This is a genomic window from Rhodococcus ruber, assembly GCF_027270735.1.
In the GTDB taxonomy this organism is placed as follows: Bacteria; Actinomycetota; Actinomycetes; order Mycobacteriales; family Mycobacteriaceae; genus Rhodococcoides; species Rhodococcoides rubrum_A.
In genome coordinates this window covers 225,542-238,796 of record NZ_JAPWIJ010000001.1, presented here as the reverse complement: position 1 = coordinate 238,796, position 13,255 = coordinate 225,542, and the positions used below count along the sequence as shown (strand labels likewise).

The 13,255-nt window shown below is 63.4% G+C and carries 14 protein-coding genes; 5 read left to right on the top strand and 9 right to left on the bottom strand.

Going from position 1 to position 13,255, the window contains the following annotated elements; all coding sequences use genetic code 11:
* Positions 1 to 55 precede the first annotated feature (55 nt).
* The gene (locus O4220_RS01140) at positions 56 to 967 is read left to right on the top strand and encodes an aminotransferase class IV (protein ID WP_269601713.1); all 912 of its coding nucleotides are present in this window, start codon (positions 56 to 58) and stop codon (positions 965 to 967) included.
* 3 nt (positions 968 to 970) lie between these two features.
* Here O4220_RS01140 and O4220_RS01135 read toward each other — a convergent pair whose 3' ends face one another.
* The 4 genes from O4220_RS01135 to O4220_RS01120 form a co-directional block, all read right to left on the bottom strand.
* Positions 971 to 2,119, bottom strand: a complete 1,149-nt coding sequence (locus O4220_RS01135; protein WP_269601712.1) for a serine hydrolase domain-containing protein — start codon at positions 2,117 to 2,119, stop codon at positions 971 to 973.
* Between the two features lie 46 nt (positions 2,120 to 2,165).
* Positions 2,166 to 3,383, bottom strand: coding sequence for a threonine--tRNA ligase (gene thrS / locus O4220_RS01130; protein WP_269601711.1), 1,218 nt, complete (start codon positions 3,381 to 3,383; stop codon positions 2,166 to 2,168).
* Positions 3,384 to 3,583: 200 nt separating this feature from the next.
* Positions 3,584 to 3,952 carry a glyoxalase superfamily protein gene (locus tag O4220_RS01125; protein ID WP_269601710.1) on the bottom strand — a complete coding sequence of 123 codons (369 nt, stop codon included), beginning with the start codon at positions 3,950 to 3,952 and terminating at the stop codon, positions 3,584 to 3,586.
* 45 nt (positions 3,953 to 3,997) lie between these two features.
* Entirely contained in the window at positions 3,998 to 4,558 is a 561-nt protein-coding gene (locus O4220_RS01120; RefSeq protein WP_269601709.1) for a TetR/AcrR family transcriptional regulator, read from the bottom strand.
* A 103-nt stretch (positions 4,559 to 4,661) separates the two neighbouring features.
* Here O4220_RS01120 and O4220_RS01115 point away from each other — a divergent pair, with 103 nt between their 5' ends.
* The gene (locus O4220_RS01115) at positions 4,662 to 5,501 is read left to right on the top strand and encodes an alpha/beta fold hydrolase (RefSeq protein ID WP_269602238.1); all 840 of its coding nucleotides are present in this window, start codon (positions 4,662 to 4,664) and stop codon (positions 5,499 to 5,501) included.
* Between the two features lie 63 nt (positions 5,502 to 5,564).
* Here O4220_RS01115 and rraA read toward each other — a convergent pair whose 3' ends face one another.
* Both rraA and O4220_RS01105 read right to left on the bottom strand, forming a co-directional pair.
* Positions 5,565 to 6,044, bottom strand: coding sequence for a ribonuclease E activity regulator RraA (gene rraA, locus O4220_RS01110; RefSeq protein ID WP_037174863.1), 480 nt, complete (start codon positions 6,042 to 6,044; stop codon positions 5,565 to 5,567).
* 24 nt (positions 6,045 to 6,068) lie between these two features.
* Complete coding sequence (locus O4220_RS01105) at positions 6,069 to 6,452, bottom strand: DUF5313 family protein (protein WP_032401464.1); 384 nt, start codon at positions 6,450 to 6,452, stop codon at positions 6,069 to 6,071.
* Positions 6,453 to 6,559: 107 nt separating this feature from the next.
* Here O4220_RS01105 and O4220_RS01100 point away from each other — a divergent pair, with 107 nt between their 5' ends.
* Positions 6,560 to 7,600, top strand: coding sequence for an amidohydrolase family protein (locus O4220_RS01100; RefSeq protein WP_269601707.1), 1,041 nt, complete (start codon positions 6,560 to 6,562; stop codon positions 7,598 to 7,600).
* Between the two features lie 23 nt (positions 7,601 to 7,623).
* Complete coding sequence (locus tag O4220_RS01095; protein ID WP_332112791.1) at positions 7,624 to 8,022, top strand: WhiB family transcriptional regulator; 399 nt, start codon at positions 7,624 to 7,626, stop codon at positions 8,020 to 8,022.
* On the opposite strand, the gene O4220_RS01090 is transcribed toward O4220_RS01095, so the two are convergent.
* Both O4220_RS01090 and O4220_RS01085 read right to left on the bottom strand, forming a co-directional pair.
* Positions 7,991 to 8,743 carry a MerR family transcriptional regulator gene (locus tag O4220_RS01090; protein WP_269602236.1) on the bottom strand — a complete coding sequence of 251 codons (753 nt, stop codon included), beginning with the start codon at positions 8,741 to 8,743 and terminating at the stop codon, positions 7,991 to 7,993. The two genes, O4220_RS01095 and O4220_RS01090, sit on opposite strands and share 32 nt — an antisense overlap.
* 88 nt (positions 8,744 to 8,831) lie before the next feature.
* Positions 8,832 to 10,037, bottom strand: coding sequence for a lipase family protein (locus tag O4220_RS01085; protein ID WP_269601706.1), 1,206 nt, complete (start codon positions 10,035 to 10,037; stop codon positions 8,832 to 8,834).
* Between the two features lie 156 nt (positions 10,038 to 10,193).
* On the opposite strand from O4220_RS01085, the gene O4220_RS01080 reads away from it, so the two are divergent.
* Positions 10,194 to 11,747 (top strand): succinic semialdehyde dehydrogenase, encoded by a 1,554-nt coding sequence (locus O4220_RS01080; RefSeq protein ID WP_032380906.1) that lies wholly within the window; start codon positions 10,194 to 10,196, stop codon positions 11,745 to 11,747.
* 41 nt (positions 11,748 to 11,788) lie between these two features.
* Here O4220_RS01080 and O4220_RS01075 read toward each other — a convergent pair whose 3' ends face one another.
* The gene (locus tag O4220_RS01075) at positions 11,789 to 13,177 is read right to left on the bottom strand and encodes a PQQ-binding-like beta-propeller repeat protein (protein ID WP_269601705.1); all 1,389 of its coding nucleotides are present in this window, start codon (positions 13,175 to 13,177) and stop codon (positions 11,789 to 11,791) included.
* Between the last annotated feature and the right edge of the window lie 78 nt (positions 13,178 to 13,255).

Sequence of the window (13,255 nt, the reverse complement as noted above, 5' to 3'; positions counted from 1 at the left end):
CATAGAGAAGTAAAAGCGTTGTCGCTCGAACTCACCGGACGACTAGCATCGCCGCATGGCTCTTCCGCACTCGAAGGTGCATTTCGGCGATCGCTTGGTGGACGCACACGAGGCGACGCTCGGTGTCGCGACCTCGGCCGTCCTGTACGGGCTCAGTGTCTACACGGTGTTCCCCGTGCAGGTGGACGGTGATCGGCGTACCGCCTTTCGGTTGCTCGATCACTATCAGCGACTCGTCGAATCCTGCAAGATCATCGGCATCGACACGTTTGCCTCGCAGTGGACGTTCGAGCGATTCGTACAGGCGACGCGGGACGTGGTTGCCGCCAATGCCCCGTCGACCGAGGTCTACGTTCGGGCGACCGTCCACGTCGACGAGTCGATTCCCGGAACGCGGGTACGCGGACTGCACACCACGGTGTCGATCTTTCTGTATGACGCCAATCCCATTGTCCCGCAGAACGGGATGCGCCTGAAGACGAGTGTGTGGCGTCGTATCCCGGACAACGCGATTCCGTCCCGCGCCAAAGTGAACGGAGCCTACGTCAATTCTGTTCTGGCCAAACAGGATGCGATCGACAGCGGCTTCGACGACTGCATCTTCCTCGACATCAACGGCCACGTTTGTGAGCTGAGTGCCGCGAACATCTTCCTCGTGCGGAACGGAGTGCTCGTCACCCCCGACGTCACCAGCGACATTCTCGACGGCATCAATCGTCGAACCATCCTGACGTTGGCGCGCGAAGAAGGACTGACGGTTCAGGAGCGAACCGTCGACCTCACCGAGCTGTACATCGCCGACGAAGTCTTCGTCTGCGGCACCTCGGCCGGAGTTGCCCCGGTGTACGAAATCGACGGTCGCGCAATAGGAACCAAGCAGTCTGGCCCGGTGACGCTGACCCTACGCAAGCGTCACCAGGCCGCGCTCACCAACGACGAAGTACACGGCTGGGTGAGCGTGCTCTGACGGTTACGTGGGGCAGGTCGCCGTCAGGCCGCTGATCAGTGCGTCACTTGCGAACTGGAACATCGGATCGTTGGCCGGGTCCGGTGCCGCAGACGTCCAGGCCACGGACACCTGACGATCCCCGTCCGGGCTGGAGAAGCTGAGTGTGCCGTACCCGAACCCGTTGCCGCGCTGGCCGAACACCAGTTCCCCGGAGCCAGGATTGCACGCGTCACCACCGAGCAGCAGGCCGAGCCCATATGTGGACGGCATCACCACCTGCATCTCGTCGATCAAGTTCTGCGGGATCAGCGTGCCGTCGAACAGTGCTCGGAAGAAGGTGTTCAGATCGCCCGTGGTCGAGACCACGGCGGCGCCCGAGGACCAGATGCTGGCGTTGTAATCGGTTACGTCGGTATAGTTTCCGTTCTCCAGTGCGTAGCCGTGCAAGGCATTCTCGGGTATTGCCGAGTCTGTCGGGTAGGTAGAATCTTCCATGTCCAACGGGTCGAAGATTCTGTCCTGCAACGACTGCCCGATGCTCTTTCCGTCCAGTTGCGAAGCGATACGCCCGAGCACAACGTAGTTGGTGTTCGAGTAGACGAACTCGGTACCGGGTTCGGTCGGCCACGGCTGGGCCAGCGCTTCGGCGATGTGCTCGTCGTCGGTGACAACATCGCCGGATCGAGACGCAATCGCGGCAGCGCTGTCGAAGCCGGACAAGGAGTCGGGTAGTCCGCTGGTGTGATCGAGCAGCTGGCGAACGGTCACGGGCTTGGGGAGTAGCCCGGGCAACAGCTCGTCGACCTGCTGATCGAGCGCGAGCTTCCCCTCGTCGACCAATTGCAGGATCACCGCTGCGACCATCGGTTTGGTGACGCTGGCGATGCGGACCGGATCGTCGGCGGACGCAGGCTCGGTGCCATCGCGCTCGACCAGACCGGCTGCTCCCGACCATGAAGCCTCGCCGTCGCGCACCTGCGCGACAGCGGCGACGGACCCTGCGTCGACCAGGGCGTCCAAGGCTGCCTGCACGTCGTCGGTCTTGATGGTTCCGCTCGAGGGCGTCGTGGTTGTCGGCTCGACGGCTGAAGGCTCGTCGGACGATGTGCATCCACTGACCAGCAGGGACGTCGAGACGGTGAGTGCGGCGAGGACTCGTAGCTTGCTCATGTCTTCGACGCTATCGCCGTGCAACCGAGAATTTCAGTGTCAAATGTCAGTGATTCTCCATGTCCGGGACAATAGGAAGCAGAGCCCGAATGTGTATGTCGCGGTTCACCGCTTCGACGAACACGTCTGTGTCCAGCACGGCCTTCGCGTTCAGCGCGCCGTACGACACTGCAACGGAATTGCTGTCTCGCTCGCGATCACCGATGACCGCGATGTACGCGTCGCGATGCAGTCGGGCACTCCGAATGCGTGAACCCAGTGACCCCTCCTCGAGAATCTGAGCGCGAATGGATGCACCGTGCAGTCGGGCGACCAGCGCGCTCGCTGGTGGGGAGTGCGACGCGTTCACCGGAATCACCGCCACCTGCCGCGGTGCGAGCCATGGTGGCATTCGACCTGCGTGGCGATCGATCAGCATCGCGGTCAGACGCTCCATCGAACCGAGCACGCCGCGGTGGATCATCACCGGTCGGTGCTTCTCACCGTCGGACCCGGTGTATTCGAGGCCGAACCGCTCGGGCTGATTGAAATCGATCTGCACGGTCGACACAGTCTCCTGATGACCGGCGACCTGAACATCTATCTTCGGCCCGTAGAAGGCGGCATCTCCATGACCGACGGTGAACTCACGATCACCCAGTGCTACGCGTAGCTGCCCCTCGGCGGTACTCCACTGCGCGGCGTCACCCAGGTAGCGCCCAGCTCTACCTCGAAGCGAGAGTCTGAACGAAGGGGCGAGTCCCAGTATGCGGTAACATCTTTCGATGGATTCGAGAGCCAGCCGGACTTCGTCGCCAACCTGATCAGGGGTGCAGAACACATGCGCATCGTCGAGTGAGATCTGCCGAACTCTGGTCAATCCGCCCAGTACACCGGACAGTTCGCTTCGGAACATCGACCCCAGCTCCGATACTCGAAACGGTAGGTCGCGAAAACTGCGCCCGCGGGCATCGAACACCTGGGTGTGGTGTGGGCAATTGGCCGGTCGCAGAACGAATTCCTCACCTCCGATACGCATCGGCGGGAACATATCGGCCGAGAATTTGTCCCAGTGGCCCGACCTCTCGAACAGCGAGCGTTTCGCCAGGACCGGGGTGTACACGCCGAGACAGCCCGAGCGCGCTGATTCCTCGGCCGCGAGTTTCTCGAGTTCCGCTCGGATGATTGCGCCGTCGGGCAGCCAGACGGGTAGACCGGCACCGATGGCCGGGCTGGTTGCAAACAGATCCAACTCGCGACCGAGCTGGCTGTGGTCGGACTTCATGGGTACTCCACTTCTGCTGTGGCCCAGAAGAAGTGCCCAGATATGCAAAAACCCCGGGGCAACAACTCCCGGGGTTCGTCGAAACAGGGGCGGTGCAGGCCTAGTTCGGACGCCGGAAGAATACCGGCGTCGTCGTCAAGGGCCGCTGATGCATCATGGATTCGACGGTACAACGCTCGAGCAACGGCTGGCAAAAGCTGTCAGCGGTCGACCTGGCAAAAGCTGAGATGATTCGAGAACGGGTCTGTCACTGTCATGGTCGGCCCACCCGGCGCATCGCGATCGATTCCGGGTCGACTGCGTGGGTTTTTCCTCTGCAACAGTTCGGCATTGAAGGACACGACATCCGCAATCGGTATCCAGACGGACGATCCCGGGGTGCCGTCTCCGTAGTGCTGGGACAGATCCAGGATGCACTCGCCGCGTGAAATGCGAATGTAGAGCGGCAGATCCGGCTCGAATCGATGTTCCCATTCGACCGAAAAGCCCAGATAGTCCAGATAGAACGCGCGCGCTTCGACGTCGTCGAAGATGCGCAGAATCGGAACTGCTGGGCCGAATTCCTTCATGGCATCGAGTGTGGCATGTTCAGGGCAGTCCGCACCAGAGTCGGGCTACTCGGCGCTCGAATTCAGCAGGATCTCGGCTGCAGTTTTTGCTGCAGAGGCAGATTCGGCCAGTTCGGTGATGGCCGCGGTGGTTTGAGCACCCTCGGCGAGCAAGGCGATCTGCAGTCCGACGGTCGGCTCGCATCCGGCTTCGACGGCCAATGCGGTGACGTACTCGATGAAACTCTTCTTGTGGTGATGCGCGGCGTCGGCGACCTCGGGCATGGTTGCGCCGAGCTCGCCGAACGAGTTGATGAAGGCGCACCCGCGGAAGTCGTCCTGGCGAAACCAGTGGTCCAGGAAGTCGAAGATCGACAGCAGTTTCCCTCGAGGGGACTCGTGCGCGGCGGCCTCGGCGTGGATGCCGTCGTTCCACTGCTGGGTGCGACCACGAAGAACCTCGGCGACGATGGCGGTTTTCGAGGGAAAGAGCGTGTACAGACGCTTGAGGGAAATGCCGGCCTTGGCGCGCAGTTCGTCCATGCCCACCGCCTGGATGCCGCGCGCGTAGAACAGTTCGTCAGCGGCGTTCACCACCTGTGCCCGTCCGATTTCGGTACTGGTCATCGCTTACCCCTTGCCGAGAGAACCAACGTTCTCTACAGTAGTCCACATGCGGGGAGAACGACCGTTCTCCCGATCGATGTTCAGGACACAGGAAGGCAGGATCATGGCGTACATCAACGTCGGAACCGAGAACTCCACCCCCGTCGAGGTCTACTACGAGGATCACGGCACCGGCCAACCCGTCGTGCTCATCCATGGCTACCCGCTCGACGGCAACTCCTGGGAACGTCAGTCGCGCGCACTACTCGACGCCGGCTACCGCGTCATCACCTACGACCGTCGTGGGTTCGGGCAGTCGAGCAAGCCCACCGTCGGCTACGACTACGACACCTTCGCTGCAGACCTGGACAAGGTGCTCACCGAGCTGGACCTCAACGATGTCATCCTGGTCGGATTCTCCATGGGCACAGGAGAACTGGCTCGGTACGCCGCGAAGTTCGGCACCGATCGCGTGGCCAAGTTCGCGTTCCTCGCATCCCTCGAGCCGTTCCTGCTGCAGACCGACGACAATCCCACCGGCGTTCCGCAGTCGGTGTTCGACGGCATCGAGACCGCGGCCCGCGAAGACAGGTTCACCTGGTTCGAGAATTTCTACAAGGACTTCTACAACCTCGACGAGAACCTCGGTACCCGCATCAGCGAGGCCACAGTGCGCGCGAGCTGGAACACCGCCACCGCCAGCGCGCCCGTCGCGGCTTACGCCGTGGTGCCCACCTGGCTCGAGGACTTCCGCGCAGATGTTGCGAAGGTACGTGAATCCGGCAAGCCCACGCTGATCCTGCACGGAACCGCGGACAACATCCTGCCGATCGATTCGACGGGCCGTCCGTTCCACGAGGCATTCCCCGAGGCCACGTACGTCGAGGTCGAGGGCGCACCCCACGGACTGCTGTGGACGCACTTCCAGGAAGTGAACGACGCGCTACTCGCGTTCGTGAAGTAGCACCGACGTCGTACAAGACGCAACAGAAAGGGACGGCACCGCGGCCGTCCCTTTTGCGTCGGATCAGACCGCGACGACGCCGTCGTGGTCGCTGTAGACGATCTCGCCCGGGTTGAACGTGACGCCCCCGAAGCTGACCGGCACGTTCTTCTCACCCGAGCCGGTCTGCGTGCTCTTGCGCGGGTTGGTCCCCAGCGCCTTGACGCCGATCTCGAGTGTGCGCAGGATCGCGGAGTCGCGCACCGCACCGTTGACGATGACACCCGCCCAGCCGTTGGTGACTCCGCGGCCGGCGATGATGTCGCCGACGAGGGCGGTGTGAACACTCGCATCGCCGTCGACCACCAGGACGCCACCGTTGCCGGGCTCGCTGAGCGTCTGCTTGACCAGCAAGTTGTCCTGGAAGCAGCGGATGGTGGTAATCGGTCCCGCGAACTCGGTGTGCTTGCCGAACTGGATGAACTGGGTGTCGCAGCTGCGGATCTCGGGACCGATCTCGTCGGCCAGATCAGCTGTTGCCTTGAATTCCACAGGTGAAGTCATGCGACACAGACTATCGCTCGCCCATCAGCCCCGGCCGTGACGCCGTTCGTAGTCGTCGCGAGTGCGGTCGACGCGGCTCTGCGCCTTGGCGTTGATCAGTTGCGGGTCGAGGCCGTGGATCAGCAGACGATGCCGCCGATAGACGTTCATCAGGGCAATCGAGAAGTAGACCAGCGGGATGAACAGCAGCGACATCATCGCGAGTGACATCCACAGCGGACCCGGAATCAGCAGGAACAGCAGTAGTAGCGGAATGATCGGCACGATGAATCGGGCGATGTAGCGGACCTGCGCACCGTTGCCCACGAGATCCTTGCGAACCCAGTCCTGCATCGACTCGGGCAGGGTGCGTCCGAACGAATAGCCCAGAAACTGCAGCGGGGTGGGCGTCGTACGTTCGGTGGTCATCGCGCAATGCTAGTCCCGTCTTCGTTGGTAGATCTCACCGTTGACTGCGGTTTATCTCATATGTGACGATAGCGTCAGTTACGGATGCCGACAGAAGGACTTCGACGGTGATCGATCGCAGAACCCTACTCGGCGCGCTGGGTGCCGCGACGATCTCCGGTGTCGCCCTCTCGGCGACGACGTCGGCCCCGGCATCGGCATCGCCCGCTCCAGGCTCCGGCGGGGTAATCGACGTCCACTCTCATATGGTTCCCGACTTCTACCTGCGAGAGGCTCTTGCGTCGGGCATCGCATTTCCCGACGGCATGCCGAAGTGGCCGAGCTGGTCGGTGGGCGAACACCTGCAGATGATGGACGGCTGCGGCATCGACAGAGCGATCCTGTCCGTCTCGTCGCCCGGAGTGCATTTCGGCGACGACGGCAAGGCGGCCGACCTTGCCCGACGCGTCAACGACTTCGGGGCCGGTGTTGTCGCGAGTCAACCCCGACTCGGATTCTTTGCGTCGCTACCGCTCCCGAACGTCGTCGACTCGACGGTCGAGGCAATTCGTGCGCTCGATCAGCTCGGTGCCGACGGAGTGACGGTGATGTCGAACGCCTGCGGGATGTACCTGGGCAACGCCGTGCTGACGCCACTGCTCGCCGCGTTGAATGCGCGATCGGCAGTCGTGTTCGTGCATCCGACATCGCCGCCCAATTCCGCTGCGGTATCTCTCGGGCGTCCGGCACCGATGATCGAATTCCTCTTCGACACAGCACGAACCGTCGTCGACCTGATTCTGTTGGGCGTGGTCGAACGATTCCCGAACATTCGCTGGGTATTCACTCACGGCGGCGGGGTACTGCCGCTACTGGCGGATCGGGTCGACTTCTTCCGGACGCAGGTCGGCCTGGGGACTCCGACGACACCGGATGTACTGCAGCGCTTGTGGTTCGACCTCGCGGGCACGCCGGTTCCACGGCAGCTGCCCGCGCTGCTGTCCACCGTCGGACCCGATCGGCTGGTGTACGGCAGTGATTACTGCTTCACGCCGATCACCGGCGTGCAGGAGCAACTGCGATCACTCGACGCCGGTGCTGCGAACGGCGGACTCGAGAACTGGCGCGCGGCCACCTCCGACAACGCCCGCCGACTGCTCGATATCTGATCCGAAGGAAGCGGGCACTGCCGATGAAAGCGCATGCATGTAGGCCGATCTCCGAACACTGGGATTGGCAGATGAACGCTGCCTGCCGCTCGATGCCGGTCTCGATGTTCTACCCACCCCTGGGGCTGCGGGGATACTCGCTGAGAAACCTCGAACGGCAAGCGAAACTCGTGTGCGACCGATGCCCCGTCATCACGCGGTGCCTACAGCATGCGTTGGATGCCGACGAACGGCACGGCGTGTGGGGCGGATCGACCGCACACGAGCGGTCCGCGATGGCTCGCGCCAACCCTGACGAGCAGCGTTCGCCCGGACATCTACGACCCGGGTCGGAATCCGCACCCCCTGCAGGAGGTGCGGATTCCGACGAGAGGTGCGGATCGAGACGCGTCACCCCTGACGAGCAGCGTTCGCAACGATGACGTCACGGAGATACTGCGCCAAACCGTCGGCGATATCGTTGTAGTGCTTGGCAAATCGCTCGTCGGCGATATACATCTCCGCCAGGTTCACCTGCATCTCGTAACCGCAGTCGTAGTACCGCTCGATGGATGCCCGATGACGTTCGGCCAGTACCCCGGCCTCGGCGGAATCCGGCGACACACCCCGCTGCATCGCGGCCGCGAGATCCGCCTCGAGAAGATCCGTTTCGGTCTTGACGGCCTTCCAATCGTCCTTGGTGAACGACGCCGTACGCTGCTGCGACTGCTTCCACTCGTCGGTCTCGCCCCAGCGTTGCTCGGCCTCCTCGGCGTATTCTTCGCCGGGCCAGTTGTCGCCGAAGATCTCTCGCTGCTCCTCGGGAGTCAGTTGCATACCCATCTTCTTCGCCTCCATCATCTTGTCCACGGCCGCAGCCATTGCGTGCAAGTGATCGATCCGCTCGTTCAGAAGGTCGCGCTGCCGACGTAGATGCGCCATCGCGTCGACCGCCGGATCGTCGAGCAACGCTGCAATGACCTCGAGCGGAAACCCGAGTTCGCGGTAGGTCAGTACCTGATGCAGCCGTTCGACATCGACCGACGAATACGTCCGATAGCCCTTGGGGGTTCTCCCAGACGGCACCACCAACGCGATCTCGTCGTAGTGATGCAGCGTTCTGACGCTGACACCCACCAACTTCGAGACTGCGCCGACCTGCATGCCTGCCGAGCCGTTTGCGGACGAATCACTCACGAAGGACACTGTGCTGCCTCCCGTGGCGTGAGGGTCAAGACGAAGCTCGAGTCTCCTAGCGAATCACACGTTCGCAGCCGGAGGTCGGCACGCCGGCGAGGCGTTGCGCGAGCCAATCGTATGCGCCGGGACGGCCGTTGGACTGGGCGAGTGTGTGGTCTCCCGGAACCTCTTCGAGATGGACCGAAGCGCCTGCGGCACACCACTGGTCCTGCACGGCCTCGGCACCTTCCTTGGGGATGAGGAAGTCCTGCAGGCCCTGGTAGATGTACACCGGTGCGTCCGGCTTCTGCTGGCCCATCCGGTTTTCCTCGACGACGGTCTTGGTGATCGGATGCTCGAAGACATCAGGGACGCTGGAGAGGTTTCGCTGGTCCAACAGCAGTAGTCCCGTGTAGGACAACACATCTACGCACTGATCCTTCTGCGCCAGTGCCAGTCGCTTGCCGTTGTCGTTGGCGAGCTGCCGCATCTCGGGATACTCCCGGGAAAGTCCGATTGTCGCTGCAGTGAACAAGCCCGATCCGATCTGACCGTTCAACGAGGTCTGCAGAATCTTGTAGTCGGTCGGCGGACCGCCGAACGCGACGCCGGCGATGTTCAACTCCGGTGCGTATTCGGGAGCCAGCTGCGCTGCCCAACCCGAGGCGATGGCACCGCCGGAGTAGCCGGTGATGCCGATCGGTGCATCCGCGCCCACTCCTACGCTCTGGGAGGCGCGGAGGCCGTCGAGCACGGTGTGTCCGGAGACGAGACCGGCCGAGTAGGCCTGCCGAGGGCCTTGATAATCGGTGACGACCACGGTGTAGCCGCGATCGAGCAGAATCCGCACCTGATCGATCTCTTTGTTGTTGCCTTGCGGGAGGGTGTACGACGGCGCGCACTTGTTTCCGAGCGAGTCCGTTGCCTCGTTGTACGCGATGACGGGCCGGTCACCGCCTCCGGTCCACGGCGCGTCGGGAGTCAGAACAGTCGTCGCCGCCGCGATGGGCCGGTTCTTGGAGTCGGTCGAGCGGAAGAGCAACTGCACCGACGACGCCCCGGGCGTCACTGCGACATCGCGACGGTTGAGCACTGCCCCCGGCTGGAGGTTCTCGAATCCGGCAGGCGGATCGAACCATGGATCACCGAGTGAGGTGGGGAGATATGCATCGGGATCGCTCGGCGGCGAGATGAAATCCTGGATCGGATCCGCCTGCGCAGACCCCGCGAACGCCACCATCAATGCTGCTGCTCCGGCCAGAACTAGTGCCTTGCGCATGGATTCCCCACCCTGTTGCTTCCGAACGCCCCGACGTCGGAGTAGACCACCGCCCATCGTGCCACAGGATGGGCCGACTTCGACCCTGTGAACTGAGCCGAAGACCAGGTAGGTTGTCTGTTACTCCGAACACTACTCACCAGTAGGGACATCGAAATGCCTGCACCGTCCGCCTCGACCTTCTCCCGGCTCGCTGATCTCATCGCCATTCCCGACGCCGAATCGCGGCCGACGAAAACGATCACCGAGGTGTTCACCGGCAAGGAGCTGGCGACCATCCCGGTCGGTACTGCTGCCGATGCGACGGCAGCGATTGCTCGCGCACGCGCAGCTCAGGCGGCATGGGCCAAGCGCCCGGTGTCCGAGCGTGCGGAGATCTTCCACCGTTACCGAGACCTGGTGCTCGCCCACCGCGACGAGCTGATGGACATGGCGCAGGCCGAGACCGGCAAGTCCCGCGCCGCGGCGCTCGAGGAAGTTCTCGACATCGCGATGACCTCGCGGCACTACGCGCGCACCGCCGCGAAGCTGCTGGCGCCCAAGAAGGTCACCGGCATGCTGCCGGTGCTGACCAAGACGCGAGTCCGGTACCAGCCCAAGGGAATCGTCGGGATCATCTCCCCGTGGAACTACCCGATGACGCTCGCGGTGTCGGATGCTATTCCGGCCCTGCTGGCGGGCAACGGAGTGGTACTCAAGCCCGACAGTCAGACGCCGTACTGCGCCCTCGCCTGCGTCGAACTGCTCTACAAGGCAGGTCTTCCTCGCGACCTGTTCGCCGTGGTGCCGGGTCCGGGTTCGGTGGTGGGCACCGCATTGGTGGAGAACACCGAGTACGTCATGTTCACCGGCTCCACCGCCACCGGTCAGCTGCTGGCCGAGCAGGCGGGGCGTCGTCTCATCGGATTCTCCGCCGAGCTCGGCGGAAAGAACGCGATGATCGTCGCCAAGGGTGCGAACCTGCGCGAAGTGTCCGACGCGGCCGTTCGGGCCTGCTTCTCCAACTCCGGTCAGCTCTGTATCTCCATCGAACGTATCTACGTCGAGAAGTCCATCGCCGCGGAGTTCACCGAGAAGTTCGGTCAGCGGGTGCGCAACATGACCCTCGGAGCCGACTACGAATTCGGCGTCGAGATGGGCAGCCTCATCTCCGAGGACCAGATCAAGACCGTCTCGTCTCACGTCGACGACGCAAAGGTCAAGGGTGCGACCGTGATCGCAGGCGGCAAGGCTCGCCCCGACATCGGCCCGCTGTTCTACGAGCCGACGCTACTGGCCAACGTCACCGAGGACATGGAATGCGCGGCCACCGAGACCTTCGGCCCGCTGGTCTCGATCTACCCCGTCACCGACGTCGACGAGGCGATCGAGAAGGCCAACGACACCGAGTACGGACTCAATGCCAGCGTGTGGGCCAAGACCAAGGCGCAGGGCGAAGCCATTGCGGCGCGGCTGCATTCGGGCACCGTCAACGTCGACGAGGGCTACGCGCCGACGTGGGGAACCACCGGTGCGCCGATGGGCGGCATGGGCGTGTCCGGCATGGGCCGCAGGCACGGCACCGAGGGCCTGCTCAAGTACACGGAATCGCAGACGATCGCCACGACGCGTCTGCTCAATCTCGGCGGCCCGCGTGGACTTCCGCCGAAACTGTGGGCGAAGATCATGCCGCCGTTCGTCAAGGCACTCAAGTACATCCCGGGTCGGTAGACCGGGGATCGGTGACGGCTCCGTCGACGACGGGGGAGGTTCTACGTCTGTCGTAGAACCGAGATGCTCAGGGCCCTGCTGTAGATCGAGTCGGCATCGACTCGATCGAACGTCGGCCACGACTGCAGATCGATTCCCTCGTCGTCGAGTGCCGTCGTGGGTATGTCCCACACGGTGTTTCCGGTTCTGACGTCGATGCCGCGTAGTACCTCGGGGCCGAAGAGAGTGGCGACGTCGCCGTCCAGTGCGCCGACTTCAGCGAATCCGCCGGACTCGCGACTCCACAACGTGGCTCCGGTGTCGAGGTCGATTGCGGATTCGGTCGCCGTGTCGTTGTTGCGGAGCAGCGCCACCGAACCTGCGACGGCATAGGCGAGCCCGTTCGTTTTCAGGAATCTCGCGGCGGGTTCGGAGATGTCTGCTGGAACGGCCCAGACCAGACCGTCGTTGGTCCACACCGGATCGGGAATCGACGGTCGGTATCCGCCGGTGCCGAGAAGTGTTGGTACCGACTCGGTCGGGGAATCGAACGTCGGTTGCTGCAGGGTGACGGAATCCGTTGCCGCGACGACGATTCCATCGGCATCGACGACCTCCGAACCTGTGACGGTGCTGGGGTCGGCGCAGTCGGTGCGTACCACCCGAACTCTGCCGTCGTGCGAGGCAGTGCCGGACCGAGCGCAGTCGGGAGCTGTTCTGGACCAGAGGTTGTCGCCGGTGTCGAGGTCGAAGGCGAACAGACCCTGATCGTCGTCGAACAGTCCGATTCCGTTCTCCGTGTGGAGCGTGGAGGTGTAAGGCGATTGCGCCGAATCGAACTGCACCGACCAGTCTGCGTCGAGAGCGTCCGCGGTGCCGCGCGATACCGTCGGCGCGGCAGCCTCGTCTGCCGCATGTGAGGTGTAGACGTGACCGCCGGACGTCGTCAGATTCGTGATGGGAAATGCCGCGTTCCGAGTGGTCGACTCTCCGGATTCGCCGTCGACAGTGAAGATTTCGGCACCCGAGTCGCCGTTGCCGCGATAGCAGACGATCTGTCCGTCGACGAACTCCCTGCCGCAACCGACGATGTCGTCCGCGGGAACACGCCAGCGCACCGCCCCGTCGGCGATGTCGAGACCCACCAGGGTGGCGTCGAGATACTCCCTTCCGTCCGGACGGCCGAAGAGGGTGACAACCGTCGACCCGTCGGTGATGGAGCCGGATTCCATCGAGTCGGTCGTGCTCCCTCGCACGGGATCGCGAAATTGTCCGTCCGACACGTCGAGGTCCGAGGGCGAGAGAGTCCATCCGAGACCGGGTGCTGCGCCGGTGGCGCCGTAGACCGGGGTGCCGGCCGGCGGCGGCTGCTTCTCGGCCGCGCACGCCGCGCAGACGATTGCTGTTGCCAGGAGCACCGCGGCGGCGGACAACTGGGAACGACGTGTCATGGAAGGTGCTCCCGGGAAAAAGGTGGGCGGTCTGTTCGGTCAGCATAGAGAACGAAAATTCCCCGCACTCCTGATGGG

What these genes read in the sequence shown, in the direction of transcription:
- thrS (WP_269601711.1), bottom strand. Translation starts at nt 3,383, where the DNA reads ATGAAGTCCGACCACAGCCAGCTCGGTCGCGAGTTGGATCTGTTTGCA.
- O4220_RS01115 (WP_269602238.1), top strand. Translation starts at nt 4,662, where the DNA reads ATGGCGTACATCAACGTCGGAACCGAGAACTCCACCCCCGTCGAGGTC.
- O4220_RS01095 (WP_332112791.1), top strand. Translation starts at nt 7,624, where the DNA reads ATGAAAGCGCATGCATGTAGGCCGATCTCCGAACACTGGGATTGGCAG.
- rraA (WP_037174863.1), bottom strand. Translation starts at nt 6,044, where the DNA reads ATGACTTCACCTGTGGAATTCAAGGCAACAGCTGATCTGGCCGACGAG.
- O4220_RS01080 (WP_032380906.1), top strand. Translation starts at nt 10,194, where the DNA reads ATGCCTGCACCGTCCGCCTCGACCTTCTCCCGGCTCGCTGATCTCATC.
- O4220_RS01075 (WP_269601705.1), bottom strand. Translation starts at nt 13,177, where the DNA reads ATGACACGTCGTTCCCAGTTGTCCGCCGCCGCGGTGCTCCTGGCAACA.
- O4220_RS01140 (WP_269601713.1), top strand. Translation starts at nt 56, where the DNA reads ATGGCTCTTCCGCACTCGAAGGTGCATTTCGGCGATCGCTTGGTGGAC.
- O4220_RS01090 (WP_269602236.1), bottom strand. Translation starts at nt 8,743, where the DNA reads ATGCAGGTCGGCGCAGTCTCGAAGTTGGTGGGTGTCAGCGTCAGAACG.
- O4220_RS01135 (WP_269601712.1), bottom strand. Translation starts at nt 2,119, where the DNA reads ATGAGCAAGCTACGAGTCCTCGCCGCACTCACCGTCTCGACGTCCCTG.
- O4220_RS01120 (WP_269601709.1), bottom strand. Translation starts at nt 4,558, where the DNA reads ATGACCAGTACCGAAATCGGACGGGCACAGGTGGTGAACGCCGCTGAC.
- O4220_RS01125 (WP_269601710.1), bottom strand. Translation starts at nt 3,952, where the DNA reads ATGAAGGAATTCGGCCCAGCAGTTCCGATTCTGCGCATCTTCGACGAC.
- O4220_RS01105 (WP_032401464.1), bottom strand. Translation starts at nt 6,452, where the DNA reads ATGACCACCGAACGTACGACGCCCACCCCGCTGCAGTTTCTGGGCTAT.
- O4220_RS01085 (WP_269601706.1), bottom strand. Translation starts at nt 10,037, where the DNA reads ATGCGCAAGGCACTAGTTCTGGCCGGAGCAGCAGCATTGATGGTGGCG.